Raw genomic sequence first — 17,418 nt, forward strand, 5'->3', positions numbered from 1 at the left:
CGGGGAGGGGAAGAAGCAACACCCCTGGGTAACGAAATCGGAAATCGCTACGCGCCGAGTTCACGGCAACGCGTTGGAGTTCAGCGCACAAAGATTGCAAGAACGCATGTTTTTGGGTCTCCCTTGACCCTTCTGAGGGATGGTGTCAGCCTTGGGGCATTCCGGTTCGCCGCAATATGAGGGTCCGACGTTGGGCTCTGGTGGCGGACAGCTCTCGCACACGAAGAGCCCAATTCCCGGGGGTGTGGCCGCAGCGCCTACCCCGGTTGAGATCGGCCCGATCGGTCGTTCACTGTGGACAAAGGGGTACACGCATGTTGAAAATCTTCGGTCGTCCTGGCTCGCCGCGGCATCTCGTGGCAGCCATTGGCATACTCACCGCCGGACTGCTGGTGGCAGTTCCGGTCACGGCCGCGTCAGCGGTGCCGCAGCAGGTCCAATCAGGGTCGCCAGGAGATCACCCGACAGATCACCCGACGGATCACCCGACACCGACACCGACTCCGACTCCGACACCGGAGCCGCCGGACGAGGTCACGTGGGACAACGACCCGGCAGTCGAGGCGCGGGTCGACCAAATACTCGCCCAAATGAACCTCGAGCAGAAGGTCGACCTGGCGACGGGTGAACTCAACAACCTCTATGGGTTCTACAACAACGCCCAGCCGGAGTTCGGCATCCCGGCCCAGACCATGGCCGATGGGCCCGTCGGTGTACGGGTCGCCAACCCAGCGATCAATGAGGGCAAGTCGACCCAGCTGCCGTCGGCAAGCTCGTTGGCTGCGACGTTTGACGCGGAGTTGGCGCTGAAGTACGGCGCACTCATTGGTGATGAGGCGTTCAGGACCGGCAACAACATGTCGCTCGCGCCGAGCGCCGACCTCGCCCGCACCCCGCTCTGGGGTCGCGCGTTCGAGGGGTATGGCGAAGATCCGCTGCTCTCCGGACTTATGGCTGGTCAATTCATCAGCGGCGTTCAGAGCAATGTCGGAGTCGGTGCCACGCTCAAGCACTTCCAGGTCTATAACCAGGAGACAGACCGCTTTGAGGTCAACGTGCTCGTCGGACAGCGAGCCCTGAACGAGATCTACAACCGTGCGTTCAGCATCGCTACGGAGAACGGCCGCCCGGCTGCCGGAATGTGCTCCTTCAACAAGATCAACAGCGTTCACGCCTGCGCGAACTCGTTGATGACGAGCATGTTCAAGGGAACAGACGGACTCCGCGGGTTCATCATGAGTGACTACAACGCCACTCCAGACACGAACAACGCGGCCAATGCCGGCCTTGACCAGGAACAGCCTGGTGACCAGGGACCTGACACGGCCAACTTCGGTGCCCGCCTGGTCGCCGCTGTCAACGCCGGGCAGGTTCCGATCTCTCGCGTCGACGACATGGCCCGCCGCATCCTTCGCGGCATGGTCGGACTCGGACTCATCGACAACCCCGTGGTGATCCAGCCGCTGGAGGTCGATGCAGACGCAGCGCTCGCCGAGCAAGTTGCCGCAGACGGCATGGTTCTGTTGAAGAACGAGAACGAGGTGCTGCCGGTCACACTGGGCGGCGACTCAGACTCGATCGCTGTGCTCGGCCCTGATGCCGATGACATCTCCGCACAGGGCGGTGGCTCATCGACCGTGTCGAAGCCGACAGTGACCGACAACAACCCGCTGGCCGGAATCACGGCGCGTGCAGGGGCGGATGCCACTGTCACGTACAGCCCCGGCACCGATGGAATCTCAGAAGGTGCACTGCTTCCCGGCGCTGCCCCCGTGCCGTCATCCGTTCTCACTCCTGTGGGCGGCGGAGCGGACGATCACGGGCTCTCGGCCCAGTACTGGTCGAACGACACGTTCTCTGGCGAACCGCATCTGGTGCAGGTCGACACGAACGTGAACGTGGACTTCGGGTTCCAGAACTTCCCCGGATTCAACGTCGCGTCGCCCAAGATTCCGACAGTTCGCGGCGACTTCGCCCTGCTGGGGAACCTCTCCGCGAAGTGGGACGGCACCTTCACCGCACCGGCAACAGCTGAGTACACCCTGGGCCTCACGGCTCGCGGGAATGCGACGCTGACCATCGACGGCGAAGAGTTCGTCACGCACTCAGGCGATCTCTCCTCGGTCGGCAAGGCAGTCACGTTGACGGAGGGCGAACCGCACACGGTCTCGATCACCTATGACGCGCCCGCCTTGAACCAGTACACCGGTGGACAGGTGCGGATGTTCTGGACTCACCCAGAGGACGTGCTGGCGCCGGCGATGCAGGCTGCTGTCGATGAGGCAGCCAAGGCCGACACCGCGATCATCGTCGTTCGCGACTATGAAACCGAAGCTGTTGACCGTCCAAGCCTGGAGCTCCCGAACGAGCAACCGCAGCTGATCCGGCAGGTTGCCGCGGTCAACCCGAACACGATTGTCGTCATCGAGACGGGCGCAGTATCGACCATGTCGACGTGGGACGAGAATGTCGCGTCGGTGGTCCAGGCCTGGTACCCAGGCCAGGAGCAGGGAAGCGCGATCGCCAGCGTGTTGTTCGGCGACGTGAATCCCTCGGGCAGGTTGCCCGTCACCGCTCCGGTCGACGAATCGCAGGTTCCGGGCACACCGGCCGGCACCGTCGAGTACAGCGAAGGCGTCTTCATGGGCTACCGCGGATACGAGCACAACGATTACGAACCGCAGTATCCGTTCGGCCATGGTCTCTCGTACACGACCTTCGAGTACAGCGACCTGAATGCTGAGGTCAGTTCAGGAACGGATGTGACGGCAACGTTCACCGTGACGAACACCGGCAGCGTGGCTGGCAAGACGGTGCCGCAGCTCTACGTCGGCACACTCCCGACCGATGTTCCGACACCACCGGTGCAGCTTGCCGGGTGGGACAAGGTCAGCCTGGAGCCCGGTGAGAGCACAGAGGTCACCGTCACTCTCAACAAGGAGTCGATGTCGTACTGGGATTCATACGCCAACGCGTGGATCATGCCGTCTGGTCGGCTTGATGTCTCAGTGGGGACATCCGCTACCGACCTCGTACTCACCGACAAGGTGCGTGTGCGTTCGGATGACAAGGAAGGCGGCGGCCGCATCGAGCAAGGAGTGAGCTACAGCATCACCAACCAGCTGACCTCCAAGTGCGTCGATGCGCTGGATCACGGCACCTCGAATGGCACCCCGATCCAGATGTACGACTGCCCGGCGCCCGGACTCAACCAGCAATGGCAGTTCGAGAAGTCCGGACGCGGCGTCTTCACGATCACCGGCGTGGAAGCATCGCCCAAGGTGCTTGACGTCGCTGGCGGGCCAGCCGGAACGGAGGACGGTGCGAAGCTCCAACTCTGGACAGATGCAGGCCAGGACAACCAGCAGTTCAAGCCGGTGCGCGTCGGTGACGGAGGCTACCAATTCGTCATCAGGAGCAGCGGCAAGTGCCTGGGTGTCACCGGCGGATCTGTCGACAACGGGGCGCTGGTGGAGCAGCAGACCTGTGAGGACGGCAACGCGGCACAGACCTTCCAGCTCAACAAGATAACGGCAGCGGATGATGCAGGGTGACGCCAGTGAGTGACAGCCATTGGGCGGGTTGAGCACACGCTCTCCCGCAGGGGCTGACAGCATCCGCTCCCAGCAGCGCTGGTCACGAGTTCTCGTGCCAGCGTTGCTGGGCGTTGTGCTGCTTGCCGTGATGCTCTCGGCCTGTACAGGGCGGACGTCACCGTCGCCCACACCCTCGCCGTCGAGGACCGGGGGGCTGCCCGCGGCGGGGTGGGTGACCTCTGGCGATGGCTCAAAACTGCTCGCCGACCTGCCGGTCATGCTCACGACCAGCTCGTCGGGCACGCCGGATATCGCCATCGACACGGGTGCGGACAACCAGGCGATGGACGGCTTCGGCGCCGCACTCACGCACTCGGCCGCCGACGTGTTGATGCAGTTGCCGGAGGATCGCCGGTCAGACCTGATGACCGAGCTGTTCGACCCGGCAGGGCCGGTGCGAATCTCGCTCCTGCGCATCCCGATCGGCGCTTCAGACTTCGTTCCGTCTGAGGCCTTCACCCTCGACGATGTGCCGAGCGGTGAGCAGGACTGGGACCTCCAGCAATTCAGCACGGCCCCAGACCAAAACACCCTGCAGCCTCTGCTGCGGCAAGCCCTGGAGCTGAACCCCGACCTCAAGATCATCGCGTCGCCCTGGAGCCCTCCTGCCTGGTTGAAGACGTCGGGCAGCCTCGACGGCGGTGCGCTGATCGACGACCAGCGGGCGTATGACACCTATGCCCAGTACCTGGTGAGGTTCGTGCAGGACTACCGGGAGGCGGGCATCGACATCTGGGCGCTCACCGTTCAAAACGAACCTCAGTTGCGCAACCCCGACGGCTATCCAGGAACCGATATGCCGGTCTTCCAGGAAGCCAGACTCATCGAGACCCTGGGCCCGAAGCTCACAGACGCCGGCCTCGCCACCGGAATCATGGGCTTCGACCACAACTGGGAGCTGAATCCAGCGGATGCCGCTGCCACCCCAGACGGACAGGACCCTGCCTACCAATACCCCGCAGACCTGCTGCGCACACCGGCTGCCGAGTGGCTGATCGGCACCGCGTTCCACTGCTATTACGGCTCGGCCTCGGCGCAGTCCGAGCTGCATGACGCGTTCCCCGACAAGGGCATCTGGGTCACCGAGTGCTCAGGGTCGCACAGTGAGGGGGACAGCGAGGAGAAGATCTTCGCCGATACCCTGGACTGGCAGTCGACCAACCTGCTGATTCCGGCCACGCGCAACTGGGCGCAGGGGGTGCAGACGTTCAACCTGGCGCTCGACCCAGACGGTGGTCCTCACGTGGGCGGATGCGACACGTGCACGGCCGTGGTGACGGTGCACCCCGACGGCACGGTCACCCGGAACGCCGAGTACTACCTGCTCGCCCAGGCCGGGCAGTTCGTGCAGCCGGGTGCTGTGCGCCTCGGCTCTGACACCGGCGACGACAGCCCCATCGCGCAGGTGGCTTTCCGAAACCCCGACGGGTCACTCGCCCTCATCGCCTACAACTCAGCGGATGCCGCAACCAGGGTCACGGTCGCCGCCGGCGGAGCGCGACTGACGGCAACGCTGCCGGCGAAGTCGCTCGCGACCCTGGTCTGGGGTGCGGGCTAGCCAACGTCGGTGGCCCCGCTGGTCGAGGAGCGAGCGCCAGCGAGTGTCTCGAGACCCCGCGGCCTGAGTCCCCGAGACCCCGGAGGCGAACCACTGGTGCGGGAATACCCCACGGGGGTATCGTGGTTGTACATTCCGATACCCCTCACGGGTATATTCAGCAAAGGAGACAACTATGACTACGAGTGAATACCAGGTGACCGGAATGACCTGCGGCCACTGCGAGATGTCAGTTCGAGAAGAAGTCAGCCAGATCGCGGGCGTCGACTCCCTCACTGTCGCTGCAGCGACCGGTCAACTTTTGGTGACCAGCCAGGACACCCTCGATGACGCCGCCGTGATCGCCGCTGTTGAAGAGGCCGGATACCAGGCGGTGCGCATACCGTGAGCCGTCCGATGAGTTCTGAATCGACATCCGCAGCGGCCTCCGCACCCGCCACCGAACTGGGTTCCACGGTCGCCGAACCAGGCTCCGCGCCAGCCGTACCGGGTGCCGTCGTCGAGTTGGCGATCAGCGGAATGACCTGCGCTTCCTGCGCAATGCGCATCGAGAAGAAGCTCAACAAGCTCGACGGTGTCGTCGCAACAGTCAACTACGCCACGGAGAAGGCCAAGGTCACCACTCCTGCTGACTTGGATCCGCTCGCATTGATCGCCGAGATTGAGAAGACCGGATACTCGGCAACTCTCTCTGCGTCCACGACCAGGCTGCGTTCAAGCTCCCGCCCGGCGCGGCCGAGCGACCCGCTGGCCGCGCAACCCAGCGAGCTGCCCGCCGACCAGCCAGAGCCCGAGCTCACAACCCTCCGCACCCGGCTGGTCGCCTCGATCGTGCTGTCGATCCCGGTGATCGCCATGGCCATGATCCCCGTGCTGCAGTTCCCGTATTGGCAGTGGGTGTCGCTGGTTCTCGCATCCCCCGTCATCCTTTGGGCGGCGTGGCCGTTCCACCAGGCGACCTGGACCAACCTGCGTCATGGCGCAGCCACCATGGACACGCTCATCTCCGTTGGTACCCTCTCCGCCTACATCTGGTCGCTGTATGCCCTGTTCTTTGGCACCGCCGGCATGCCAGGCATGACCCACGGATTCGAGTTCACCGTTGCGCCAAGCGATGGCGCCGGAAACATCTACTTCGAGGTCGCCGCCGGCGTCACCATGTTCGTCCTGGCCGGCCGCTACGTCGAAAAACGCTCCAAGCGCCAGGCCGGCGCCGCCCTGCGCGCACTGCTCGGCCTCGGGGCCAAAGACGTTGCGCGGCTGAGAGATGGCGCCGAAACCCGCATCCCGATTGAGCAGCTGTCTGTGGGAGACGAGTTCGTCGTGCGGCCGGGAGAGAAGATCGCGACAGACGGGGTGATCGTCTCCGGCACCTCTGCCGTTGACGTGAGCATGCTGACCGGCGAATCGATCCCCGTCGAGGTGGGCGAGGGCGACGCCGTGACCGGAGCCACCCTGAACGCCAGCGGACGCCTCGTCGTTCGTGCCACCCGTGTCGGCGCCGACACCCAGCTGGCCCAAATGGCCACACTCGTTGAAGACGCCCAGTCGGGCAAAGCGGATGTCCAAAGGCTCGCCGACAAGGTATCCGGCGTATTCGTGCCCATCGTCATTGTCATCGCGCTCGCCGTGCTCGGCGCCTGGATCATGCTCGGCTTCCCGCTGGCCTCCGCGTTCACGGCCGCCGTTGCCGTGCTCATCATCGCCTGCCCGTGCGCGCTAGGACTGGCAACGCCGACGGCCTTGCTCGTCGGCACCGGCAGAGGTGCCCAGCTCGGCATCCTGATCAAGGGCCCTGAGATACTGGAGTCCACCCGCACGGTCGACACGATCGTGCTCGACAAGACCGGAACCGTGACAACGGGCAAGATGACGCTGCTCGACGTGCTGACCGTCGACGGCACCTCCCGCGAAGACCTGCTCAGGTTGGCCGGCGCGCTGGAGGACGCCTCAGAGCACCCCATCGCCCAGGCCATTGCCAAGGCTGCCACCCAGCAGGTCGGGCCGCTGCCCGTTCCAGAGTCATTCACCAACGTCGAGGGCAAGGGCGTACAGGGAATCGTTGATGGGCATGCCGTGCTCGTCGGGCGTGACAGCCTGCTGGCCGACTGGTCGCAGCAGCTTCCAGAGGAGCTCGCCCTCGCGAAAGCTGCGGCCGAGTCCGCGGGCAAGACCGCGGTCGCGGTGGGCTGGGACGGTGAGGCCCGCGGTGTGCTGGTCGTCGCCGATGCGATCAAGGCCACCAGCGCCGAAGCCATCGCCCAATTCAGGGCGCTCGGGCTGACGCCGGTCCTGCTCACCGGTGACAACCGCGCCGTCGCCGAACAGGTCGCTGCGGAGGTCGGTATCACCGACGTCATCGCAGAGGTGATGCCGAGTGACAAGGTCGACGTGATCATCCGCTTGCAGTCAGAAGGCAAGGTCGTCGCGATGGTCGGCGACGGTGTCAACGACGCCGCTGCCCTCGCGCAGGCCGACCTGGGCCTAGCCATGGGCACGGGAACGGATGCCGCGATCGAAGCCGCAGACATCACCCTCGTCCGTGGTGATCTCCGCGCTGCAGCGGATGCCATCCGGCTTTCCCGTCGCACGCTCGGCACGATCAAGACCAATCTGTTCTGGGCGTTCGCGTACAACGTGGCGGCGATTCCGCTCGCCGCACTTGGACTGCTGAACCCCATGCTCGCCGGGGCTGCCATGGCGTTCTCGAGCGTGTTCGTGGTGGGCAACAGCCTGCGTCTGCGCTCGTTCAGGTAGCTCGTTCAGGTAGGCGGTACGCGCCTTGCCGCCGCGTGCAGTGCAGCGTTGAATTCAGCACACAGGCGTCGCACCCGTACCATCTACAGGGGGCGATTTCGGTAGCGGTAGGTACCAGCCGATCAATCGGCCAGTGCCAGGTGGGCATCCGGCAGACATCACTCAGACCACCAACAACCCAACGGAGTACGCATCGTGAAGCAGAGAACACGCTGGCTGGCGGCTTTGATCGCTGTGCCGCTCGCATTGCCGCTTGCCCTGGCGGGCTGCACCGCCACCGGCACCGCGAGCACGGCGTCGGCCGGGTCGGCCTCCGGCTCCGGCTCAGGCGACAAGGTCACGATCGCGGTCGTCACGCACGGCACCGCCGGCGACGCCTTCTGGGATGTCGTCAAGAGCGGGGCAGAGCAGGCGGGAGCAGACCTCGGCGCCACGGTCACCTATCAGGGTGACGGCGATCCGGTCAATCAGAGCCAGCTCATCGAATCGGCGATCGCCATGAAGCCAGACGGTCTCATCGTGTCGATGGCCAACCCGGATGGCGTCAAAGACGCCGTCGAGAAGGCCGTCGCCGCCGGTATCCCGGTCATCACCATCAACTCCGGCCTCGACAGGTCGAAGGAGTTCGGCGCACAGACCCACGTGGGCCAGAGCGAATTCATCGGCGGGCAGGGTGCCGGCGAGAAGCTCGCTGATGCCGGCGCGAAGAACGTGATCTGCGTCATTCACGAGGCCGGAAACACGGGACTTGAGGATCGCTGCAACGGTGCAGCCGACACACTCGGCGGCACGATGAGTAACGTGCAGGTCGATATCTCCAATCTCGCGGATGCCCAGAACACCATCAAGAGCAAGCTGCTGGCCGACCCGTCCATCGACGGCGTGCTCGCGCTCAACTCCGCGATCGGCGTGGCCGCCAGCCAGGCCGTGACAGAGGCGAAGAGCAAGGCCGTGCTCGGAACGTTTGACGTGTCAGCGGATGTCACGCAGCTCATTACCGACGGAAAGATCCTCTTCGCTGTTGACCAGCAGCCGTATTCGCAGGGCTACCTGCCTGTCACGTTCCTGGTGCTGCAGGCGCGCAATGGCGACGTCGTCGGTGGCGGGCAGCCGGTCTACTCCGGCCCTGGCTTCGTGACCAAGGAGAACGTCGCGCAGGTGGCGGCGTTCGCAAAGAACGGCACCCGATGAATGGCATCCGATGAGCGACACCCGATGAACGACGCCCCGATGAGCGGCATCCGATGAGCGAGACTGCCCTCACAACGACACCGGCCGATGAACGGGTGAAGGCGACCAACCCGATCGTCACACTGTTGCGCCGCCCTGAAATCGGCGCGGCGATCGCCGCACTCGCAATCTTCATCTTCTTCTCGGTGATCACCGACGCATTCCTGACTCCGGCCGGGGTGTCCACCTGGCTGTACTCCGCGTCTCTGTTCGGCATCATGGCGGTGGCCGTCGCGCTCCTCATGATCGGCGGCGAATTCGACCTCTCCGCTGGCGCGATGACCGGCACGACCGGCCTGATCGTGGGCGTGATCACCACGCAGTGGGGCATGAACATCTGGCTCGCGATGGCCATCGCCCTCGTGGCGGCGCTCTTGATTGGCGCGGCCAATGGCTACGTCGTGATGAAGACCGGTCTGCCCAGCTTCATCGTGACCCTGGCCACGTTCTTCATCCTGCAGGGTCTCAACTTGGCGGTGACCAAACTCATCACCGGCACGGTCGCCATCCAGGGTATGGGCGCGGTTCCCGGCTTCGACACGGTCAAGACCTTCTTCGGATCGTCCGTCCCCGTCTTCGGCATGGACCTGAAGGTCTCCGTCATCTGGTGGATCGTGCTGGTCGCCGTCGCAACCTGGGTGCTGCTCCGTACCAGGGCCGGCAACTGGATCTTCGCCGTCGGCGGCGATGCCGCGAGTGCGCGCCAGACCGGTGTCCCGGTTATGAAGACCAAGATCGGGCTGTTCATGACGACGGCGGGTGCCGGCTGGCTCGTCGGGATGCTGCAGCTCTTCGACGTCTCCACCGTGCAGGCCACGACCGGCATTGGCCAGGAGTTCATCTACATCATCTGCGCCGTTGTGGGCGGTTGCCTGCTCACGGGCGGGTACGGCTCGGCTATCGGTGCCGCTCTCGGCGCGCTCATCTACGGCATGACGCTGCAGGGCATCGTCTTCGCCCAGTGGGACAACAACTGGCTGAAGGCCTTCCTCGGCGGGATGCTGCTGCTCGCGGTGCTCGTCAATCTCTCGGTGCGCAGGCAGGCAGGGGTGCGCTCATGAGCCAGGATGAGGCATCCGCTGGCGTGCCAGCTGCCGAACAGGCAGGCGCAGCCGCACAGGCAGGCGCAGCCGCACAGGCAGGCGCCGTCGCACAAACAGGCGCCAGCGCGCAGCCGCTGCTTGAGGTGCGCAACATCGGCAAGTCCTACGGGTCGATCATCGCGTTGCGGGGTGTCAGCGCGTCGGTGGGCGCTGGCGAGGTGCTGTGCGTGCTGGGCGACAACGGCGCAGGCAAGTCCACGTTCATCAAGATTTTGGCCGGTGCGCACCAGCATTCTGAGGGCACCTTGCTCGCCTACGGCGAGGAGCGCACGTTCTCGAGCCCGCGGGACGCCCTCGACCTCGGCATTGCCACCGTCTACCAGGACCTGGCCGTCGTTCCCCTCATGCCGGTCTGGCGCAACTTCTTCCTCGGGTCGGAGAAGACGCGCGGGCGCGGTCCGCTCAGCAGGCTTGATGTGAAGGCGATGCGCCGCATCACCAAGGACGAACTCGGCAAGATGGGCATCGACCTGCGCGACGTCGACCAGCCGATCGGCACGCTCTCCGGGGGAGAACGGCAGTCGGTGGCGATTGCGCGCGCCGTGTATTTCGGGGCCAAGATCGTCATTCTGGATGAGCCGACATCCGCTCTCGGCGTGAAGCAGGCCGGCCTCGTGCTCCGCTACATCGCGCAGGCACGCGACCGCGGACTCGGCGTGGTCTTCATCACGCACAACCCGCAGCACGCCTATCCCGTTGGCGACCGATTCCTGTTGCTGAAACGCGGCACGAGCATCGGCACCTTCACCAAGGCTGAGATCGCGATCGATGAGATGACGCGGCTCATGGCCGGCGGCGATGAGCTGGAGGCGCTGGCGCACGAGCTCGAGCGGTGACAGGATGCTAGTGCTCGGAAGGGGGTAGAGGTGGGCGCAGCACGCACGCCGTCGACACAGGGTTTCTGGTCGGGCTTGATCACGCCAGAGTCTGTCTACGGCACGATCCTTGTCGGAGGTGTTGTCGTTGGCTCCGGGGCGGTCGACGCGACAGCGTGGCACACCTTCCTCGCGATGCTCGGCACCGTTCTGGTCTTTTGGTCGGCCCATGTGTACGCCGGCACGATCGCTGCCCACGCGGAGAGCGCGGAGGCAGAGACGAGGATTCGCCCCGCGCTCCAGCGATCCATCCACCGCTCGCTGGGCTTCCTCACGTCTGCCGTGCTGCCCATGGTTGTTCTTCTCCTCGGGGCGCTCGAGGTTATTCCCGACGAACTATCGATGTGGATCGCGCTCTGGCTAGGCGTCGTCATCCTCGGAGTAATCGGCTACAGCGCTTTCACGCTGCGGGGGAGCAGCCTGCCGGTTCGGATTCTCGGCTGCGTGGGAACCGCTGCTTTCGGAATAGCAATCATTGCGCTGAAAGCGCTCATCCACTGAATCGCCTGTAGCGGAGTTGGTTACGCGCCGAAGCCGGCAATCCGGTTCATCGCTGCGCGCCTGATGAGGTCGCGAGGGTCGGCGATCACCTGGTGGTTGAGGTAGAAACCTTCGAACCAGGCCAGCACTTCTGCCGCCGGCATTCCGATGGTCTCCCAGTCGATGCCCGGCTCTGCAGCGGATGCCGGATGGCCGGTTTCGCTGTTCAGCCAGGCTCGCGCAATCGGCACGTCGGCCGGCTCGTGCTCCGGCGTCCAGAGCAGGGCGATCGGCTGGTCTGCGCCGTCGAGGTGCGTGTGGTCAACCTGGCCGGCACCGAGCCAGGGGAGCATCAACAGGTCGCCTTCCACCTGCACTTCAATGATTTCGAGGGGCACAGGCTCGTAGTCGCGCGCGTAGACGGGCAGGCCAATGTAGCACCACTCCGCCGCCTCCTCGATGTCGTCAAGCAGCTCTGGCAGGAGCGGAAGCACGTGTGCAATTTGGCGCGTGATCCACTCGAAGAGCGCTTCGGTGTCGGCGGCGGGCCAGGGGCTCGCGTCGAGTGGCTCGCCAGCTCCGTCGTGGAAATGGTGGTCGAGTCGATCGCCGCTGACCTCAAGGTGGAGCTGCCCGTCTGGGAACTCGATGTAGAAGGCCGCGAACTCTTTGCCCTCGTCTTCGAGCAATTCAGCGTCGAAGTCGGGGTGCTGGAATCGGGCGGGCAGCGATGGGCCGCCGACCGGAACATGTCCCAGATTAAGGACGGCGCGGAAGGTGGTCGCTGGCAGGCGAAGCGTCGGGTCGGTCACCACGTCGAGAATAGCGGAGATGGCGCGGTCGGGCACCTTTACCGCCCACCTGTCGGCCCGCCTGCCCGCCCGCCAGCCTGCCTAGGCTTCTGGAATTGGGCGCCCGAACGTCTCGAGCGTGATCACCTCAGGCTCTGGTCCGCCGCGCACCCCGGTATCCAGGGCGTCGATCTCGCGCAGCTCATCAGTCGTGAGTTCGAAGTCGAACACGTCGAAGTTCTCCCGAATGCGCTCTGGCCTGACCGACTTCGGGATCGCGGAGCGACCCTCCTGCAGGTGCCAGCGCAGCATGACCTGGGCGGCCGTCTTCCCGTGCGCCTCACCGATGCGCAGCAGCACCGGATCGTTGAACGTGCTGCGACGCTCGTCTCCCCGGTACGAGGTGATGCCGCCGATCGGCGACCAGGCCTGCGTGACGATGCCGTTGTCGGCATCCGCTTTCTGCACATCTGGCTGGGTAAAGTACGGATGCACCTCCACCTGGTTCAGCGCTGGGACGACGTCGATGTGCTTGAGCAGCGGCGCCAGGTGCCGCGGCATGAAGTTGCTCACGCCGGTCGCCCGCACTCGCCCATCGGAGAGCAGGGTTTCGAGCGCCCGGTATGCGTTCACCGTCCGGTCGAACTCGCCGGGGAGCGCCTGGTGCAGGATCAGCAGGTCGATGGTCTCGACACCGAGCTTCCGGCTGCTCTTCTCGAACGCATGCAGCGTCTCGTCGTAGCCGTAGTCGCTGATCCAGACCTTCGTCTCGATGAAGATCTCGTCGCGGTCCAGCCCTGAGTTGCGGATGGCCGCGCCGACCTCACGCTCGTTGCCGTATGCGGCAGCCGTGTCGATGAGGCGGTAGCCGGTCTGGAGGGCTGCTTCGACGGCATCCGTTGTCACGTCTGGTGGGGTCTGAAAGACGCCGAACCCGAGGGCCGGCATCGGGACGCCGCCGGCCAGTGTGATGGTGTGTGTGTCCATGGTCCGACACTATGCCTGCGTTGTCGGGGGAGGCAGGTCCTGTCAGTACTCCCGGCCTGGCGGCTCAGGCCTCTGGCTGGTCTGCGAGAAGCTCTGCGAGGAGCTGCTCGATGCGGCGCTTGATGTCGTCTCGAATGGGGCGCACGGCGTCGATGCCCTGGCCGGCCGGGTCGTCAAGCTGCCAGTCCTCGTAGCGCTTGCCGGGGAAGATGGGGCAGGCGTCGCCACAGCCCATCGTGATGACGACGTCGGAATCGCGCACGGCATCCGTTGTGAGGATCTTGGGGATGTTGCCCGCAATGTCGATGCCGTCTTCAGCCATGGCCGCAATTGCAACCGGGTTGATCTGGTCCTTCGGCTCCGAGCCGGCAGAGAGCACGTCGACGCGTCCGCCGGAGAGGGCCTGCAGGTAGCCGGCGGCCATCTGTGACCGGCCGGCGTTGTGCACGCACACGAAGAGAACGGTGGGCTTCTCGGGTGCTTCGATGTTCGAGGGCTCGGTGTTCAAGGGCATTGTGGGACGCCATTCTGCGTGGAATTCCGCGTGGTTCAGCGCCACGCTTCATCGGGAAAACATCGACAACTGTCTATTTCACAGCGTAAAGAACTACATTGATGTTTGTCAATATAGTGCCGTTCCTGACGCAGAAGCGAAGCTGAGTGCGGAAAGCCCGGCCCCGCAACGGGACCGGGCTCTCTCACACGAACGGATTTCTCAGCCGCGACCCTGCTCTGCATAGGGGTTGATGATGGCGGCGAGCGTATCCGGGTGCACGCCCTCTTCGGTTGCGCTGGGGCCGTCGGCTGGCGGGAACGATTCCGTCATCGACATCGGCATCGAGCCGTTGCGGTAGAAGTTGTTCGACCCCTGCGACGGCTTCCAGTCGTGGGGCTCCCAGTCGGGGACGTAGTTGCGGTACCCGCCGGTGTTGACCTCCACCCGCATGCCGCTCGGGTCTCGGAAGTAGAGGAAGCTCTGCTCTCCGATGCCGTGGATGGACGGACCGTACTCGATGTTGGTGCCGTTCTCCATGAGGATGTCAGCACCCTGGAGGAGCTCTTCCCTGGTGTCGACCCAGTACGCGTAGTGGTTGACGCGGCCGGCGCGGCTGGATCCGTCATAGACGATGCCGAGGTCGTGCGACTTCTCGTTCGTTGTGATGACGCCGAAGACGGTGAGCGGAGCCTCATCGAGCTCGGTGAAGGCCATCGACCTGAAGCCGAGTACGTCGCCGTACCACTGGGCGAATCCCTTGACATCGCTTGCGGCAACGGTCACGTGATCGAGCTGTCGAGGTGCCACGGCGTGCGTGCTTCGGCGCTCAGGCCGATCAGGGTAGATTGAAGCAAACTCGCCCTCGCCCTTGTACTTCTCGACATCCCAGTAAAGCTCCATGGTGTGTCCGTATGGACCGGTGAACGTGTAGGAGCGGCCGTGCCCGAAGCTCTTCTGGTTCCATGTGCCAGCATGGCCAGCCTCTTCAATCCGACGAACGGCTTCATCGAGAGCCTCGTCGCTGGCGGTGCGCCAGGCCATGACCGCGAGAGTCGTTTCCGGCCCTTCGGAGATCACCAGGCTGTGGGTGTAATAGTCGCCCCACGCCCGCAGGTAGTGCTTGCCGTCCTCGGTGTGGATGGTGCGAAGCCCCACCTGCTTTTCGTAAAAGCTGACGGAAGCGGCGACATCCGGAGTCGTAATTTCGACGTGCGACAAGTGAGAGAGCAGTTTGATCATCATTGATCCCTTCGGTTCGTGAAAGTCGGCGGGCATTGTTCTGCCAGCCCACCCACTGTCGCTTCCCCTGTTCCATCAAGGAAGCTGAAACTCCTGATGCCGATCATCAGGTTGGGTTATGGGTCGCCGATGCCCTGACACGGGTATCAGCCCAGTCGATGACGAGCATCAGCGATATGCACTTCACTGATGGCGTCAGAGTCGCTTGGATGAGCATCACGCCCCGCGACGCTGCGAGGCCGTGATCGGAGATCTACGTGACATCGTCGTCAACAGGCCTAACGGCCCCCTTCGCACTTGCCCGCTACCGTCTCGGCGCGCCGGCCTCGCCGGATGCCCCAGCTCGCGAAGGCACCAACCCGCCGATCCTCGGCCTGGTCGTGGCTGATCGCATTCGGCCGCTCACTTCGACTGAACTCGGCGCGGCCGATCTGAACAGCTTCCTGTCCGAGTGCCCGGCCGCGTGGGATCGACTTGCTCAGCTGGTTGACGCGGAGACGACGGATGCCGGTTCTCCGTGGATCCCACTCGCCGACGTCACGCTCACGGCCCCCGTCGAGCCCCAACAGGTGCTGCAGACTGGCGCGAACTACCGGACGCACGTGATCGACCTGGTCGTCGCTGGTCGTCAGAAGTCTGATCCCCGTCCGGTCGAGGAACTGCGTGAATGGGCAGGGAACATGATGGACACCCGGGCACGCGAGGGCATTCCGTACTTCTTCATCGGGCTCCCGGCGTGCGTTGTGGGGGACGACGTCGACCTCGTCCTTCCCGGGTACAGCGACCAACACGACTGGGAAATCGAACTCGCCATCGTGATCGGCAAGCCGGCATACAGGGTGGATCGGGAGCACGCGCTTGAGCACGTCGCCGGCTACACGATCGCGAATGACATCACGACCCGCGACCTGGTCTTCCGCACCGACATGAAGGAGATCGGCACCGACTGGTATCGCGCCAAGAACGCACCGGGCTTCCTTCCGGTCGGTCCCTTCCTCGTGCCGGTGGGTGCGGTGGCTGACGCTGGTGACCTGCGCCTGACGCTCACGCTCAATGGCGACACGATGCAGGACGCGACGACGAGCGATCTGCTCTTCGACATCCCTGCACTCATCTCCGGCGCCTCGCAGAATATGCCTCTACTTCCAGGTGATCTGCTGCTCACCGGTAGCCCGGCAGGCAACGGCGCGAAATGGGGACGGCTTCTGCGAGACGGAGACGTCATGGTTGCCACGATTGACGGCTTCGGCACTCAGACCGTCCGGTGCGTCGAGGAGGTCACACGATGACCTCACCGACGGAAGACCCCGCCGAACTCGACCGCACCGACGCTGGCCGCCATGTTGCCGAGAGCGCGAAAGCCTTCCGCAACTGGGGTCGATGGGGCGACGATGACGCCATCGGAACACTGAACTTCATCGACGACGCCGGCCGGGCGAGTGCGGCAAAACTCGTGCGATCTGGACGCAGCTTCTCCCTGTCACAGCCGTTCGACATGAACGGTCCGCAGCTGGGATGGAGGCGCCGCACCAATCCTGTGCACACCATGCTCGACACTGGCACCGATGCCGCCGCCGGAATCCAAGGGTTTCCTCATGGCCTGGGCGGAGCAGACGACGTCGTCGCGATGCCCCTGCAATGCTCTACCCAGTGGGATGGTCTCGGCCACATCTTCGACAACGGAGTCGCGTGGAACGGGCGCCCGGCCGGGTCCGTCGTCACGAGCGAGGGAGATCTTGTCACGGGCATCGAACATGCAGCCGGCGTGATCACCGGACGCGGAGTCCTGCTTGATCTCGGCAGGCACCTGGCACCCGACTCAGGAGAGCTCGACGACGGATACGCCATCACGACCGCTGAGCTCCTCGCTTGCATCGAAGCGCAGGGAGCGACGAGTGCTGTCGGCCGCGGCGACATCGTGCTGGTACGGACAGGGCGCTACACCCGTGCGCGCCGCGAAGGCTGGAACGGATACGCCGGCGGACCGAGCGCCGGGCTGTCATTCACCACCGCCGGATGGCTGCATCGAACTGAGATCGCCGCGATCGCCACCGATACCTGGGGATTCGAAGTCCGTCCGAACGAGTTCGACGAGGCTTTCCAGCCATTGCATCAGATCGCCATCCCCAACATCGGACTGACTATCGGCGAGATGTGGGATCTCGACGCACTCGCCGAGTACTGCGCTGCATCCGGAAACTACGACTTCCTCCTCACCGCCCCTCCGTTACCGATCACAGGGGCAGTCGGGTCACCGGTCAACCCCATCGCCCTCACCTGACCCGCTATTCGCCAGACTAAGGAAC

14 protein-coding genes are annotated in these 17,418 nt (G+C 64.5%); 10 read left to right on the forward strand and 4 right to left on the reverse strand.

Going from position 1 to position 17,418, the window contains the following annotated elements; genetic code table 11:
* Window positions 1–314: 314 nt before the first annotated feature.
* The 8 genes from AC25Y4_RS14285 to AC25Y4_RS14320 all read left to right on the forward strand — a co-directional run bounded on the left by AC25Y4_RS14285 (window position 315) and on the right by AC25Y4_RS14320 (window position 11,620).
* Window positions 315–3,554, forward strand: coding sequence for a glycoside hydrolase family 3 C-terminal domain-containing protein (locus AC25Y4_RS14285; protein ID WP_488121085.1), 3,240 nt, complete (start codon window positions 315–317; stop codon window positions 3,552–3,554).
* A 28-nt stretch (window positions 3,555–3,582) separates the two neighbouring features.
* Complete coding sequence (locus AC25Y4_RS14290; RefSeq protein ID WP_488121086.1) at window positions 3,583–5,154, forward strand: glycoside hydrolase family 30 protein; 1,572 nt, start codon at window positions 3,583–3,585, stop codon at window positions 5,152–5,154.
* Window positions 5,155–5,329: 175 nt separating this feature from the next.
* Window positions 5,330–5,542, forward strand: a complete 213-nt coding sequence (locus AC25Y4_RS14295; protein WP_488121087.1) for a heavy-metal-associated domain-containing protein — start codon at window positions 5,330–5,332, stop codon at window positions 5,540–5,542.
* A gap of 131 nt (window positions 5,543–5,673) precedes the next feature.
* The gene (locus AC25Y4_RS14300; RefSeq protein WP_488121262.1) at window positions 5,674–7,911 is read left to right on the forward strand and encodes a heavy metal translocating P-type ATPase; all 2,238 of its coding nucleotides are present in this window, start codon (window positions 5,674–5,676) and stop codon (window positions 7,909–7,911) included.
* A gap of 195 nt (window positions 7,912–8,106) precedes the next feature.
* On the forward strand, window positions 8,107–9,102 hold the full coding sequence (locus AC25Y4_RS14305; RefSeq protein WP_488121088.1) for a sugar ABC transporter substrate-binding protein: 996 nt from the start codon (window positions 8,107–8,109) through the stop codon (window positions 9,100–9,102).
* A gap of 53 nt (window positions 9,103–9,155) precedes the next feature.
* Entirely contained in the window at window positions 9,156–10,202 is a 1,047-nt protein-coding gene (locus tag AC25Y4_RS14310; RefSeq protein WP_488121089.1) for an ABC transporter permease, read from the forward strand.
* Window positions 10,199–11,080, forward strand: coding sequence for an ATP-binding cassette domain-containing protein (locus AC25Y4_RS14315; RefSeq protein WP_488121090.1), 882 nt, complete (start codon window positions 10,199–10,201; stop codon window positions 11,078–11,080). The genes AC25Y4_RS14310 and AC25Y4_RS14315 overlap by 4 nt, the downstream gene beginning before the upstream one ends.
* Before the next feature lie 30 nt (window positions 11,081–11,110).
* On the forward strand, window positions 11,111–11,620 hold the full coding sequence (locus AC25Y4_RS14320; protein WP_488121091.1) for a hypothetical protein: 510 nt from the start codon (window positions 11,111–11,113) through the stop codon (window positions 11,618–11,620).
* Window positions 11,621–11,640: 20 nt separating this feature from the next.
* On the opposite strand, the gene AC25Y4_RS14325 is transcribed toward AC25Y4_RS14320, so the two are convergent.
* From AC25Y4_RS14325 to AC25Y4_RS14340, 4 genes are all read right to left on the reverse strand, one after another.
* Window positions 11,641–12,447, reverse strand: a complete 807-nt coding sequence (locus AC25Y4_RS14325; RefSeq protein WP_488121092.1) for a hypothetical protein — start codon at window positions 12,445–12,447, stop codon at window positions 11,641–11,643.
* A gap of 45 nt (window positions 12,448–12,492) precedes the next feature.
* Window positions 12,493–13,377 (reverse strand): aldo/keto reductase, encoded by an 885-nt coding sequence (locus tag AC25Y4_RS14330; RefSeq protein WP_488121093.1) that lies wholly within the window; start codon window positions 13,375–13,377, stop codon window positions 12,493–12,495.
* A gap of 64 nt (window positions 13,378–13,441) precedes the next feature.
* Complete coding sequence (locus AC25Y4_RS14335) at window positions 13,442–13,891, reverse strand: arsenate reductase ArsC (protein WP_488121094.1); 450 nt, start codon at window positions 13,889–13,891, stop codon at window positions 13,442–13,444.
* Between the two features lie 201 nt (window positions 13,892–14,092).
* Window positions 14,093–15,112, reverse strand: a complete 1,020-nt coding sequence (locus AC25Y4_RS14340) for a VOC family protein (RefSeq protein WP_488121263.1) — start codon at window positions 15,110–15,112, stop codon at window positions 14,093–14,095.
* Between the two features lie 257 nt (window positions 15,113–15,369).
* On the opposite strand from AC25Y4_RS14340, the gene AC25Y4_RS14345 reads away from it, so the two are divergent.
* Entirely contained in the window at window positions 15,370–16,401 is a 1,032-nt protein-coding gene (locus tag AC25Y4_RS14345; protein ID WP_488121095.1) for a fumarylacetoacetate hydrolase family protein, read from the forward strand.
* Entirely contained in the window at window positions 16,398–17,393 is a 996-nt protein-coding gene (locus AC25Y4_RS14350) for a cyclase family protein (protein ID WP_488121096.1), read from the forward strand. Before AC25Y4_RS14345 ends, AC25Y4_RS14350 begins: the two co-directional genes overlap by 4 nt.
* Window positions 17,394–17,418 lie beyond the last annotated feature (25 nt).

This window comes from Leifsonia sp. Y878, assembly GCF_057669685.1.

Coding starts and splice junctions, on each gene's coding strand:
- AC25Y4_RS14285 (WP_488121085.1), top strand. CDS start 315: ATGTTGAAAATCTTCGGTCGTCCTGGCTCGCCGCGGCATCTCGTGGCA.
- AC25Y4_RS14295 (WP_488121087.1), top strand. CDS start 5,330: ATGACTACGAGTGAATACCAGGTGACCGGAATGACCTGCGGCCACTGC.
- AC25Y4_RS14300 (WP_488121262.1), top strand. CDS start 5,674: ATGACCTGCGCTTCCTGCGCAATGCGCATCGAGAAGAAGCTCAACAAG.
- AC25Y4_RS14310 (WP_488121089.1), top strand. CDS start 9,156: ATGAGCGAGACTGCCCTCACAACGACACCGGCCGATGAACGGGTGAAG.
- AC25Y4_RS14315 (WP_488121090.1), top strand. CDS start 10,199: ATGAGCCAGGATGAGGCATCCGCTGGCGTGCCAGCTGCCGAACAGGCA.
- AC25Y4_RS14330 (WP_488121093.1), bottom strand. CDS start 13,377: ATGGACACACACACCATCACACTGGCCGGCGGCGTCCCGATGCCGGCC.
- AC25Y4_RS14335 (WP_488121094.1), bottom strand. CDS start 13,891: ATGCCCTTGAACACCGAGCCCTCGAACATCGAAGCACCCGAGAAGCCC.
- AC25Y4_RS14340 (WP_488121263.1), bottom strand. CDS start 15,112: ATGATCAAACTGCTCTCTCACTTGTCGCACGTCGAAATTACGACTCCG.
- AC25Y4_RS14350 (WP_488121096.1), top strand. CDS start 16,398: ATGACCTCACCGACGGAAGACCCCGCCGAACTCGACCGCACCGACGCT.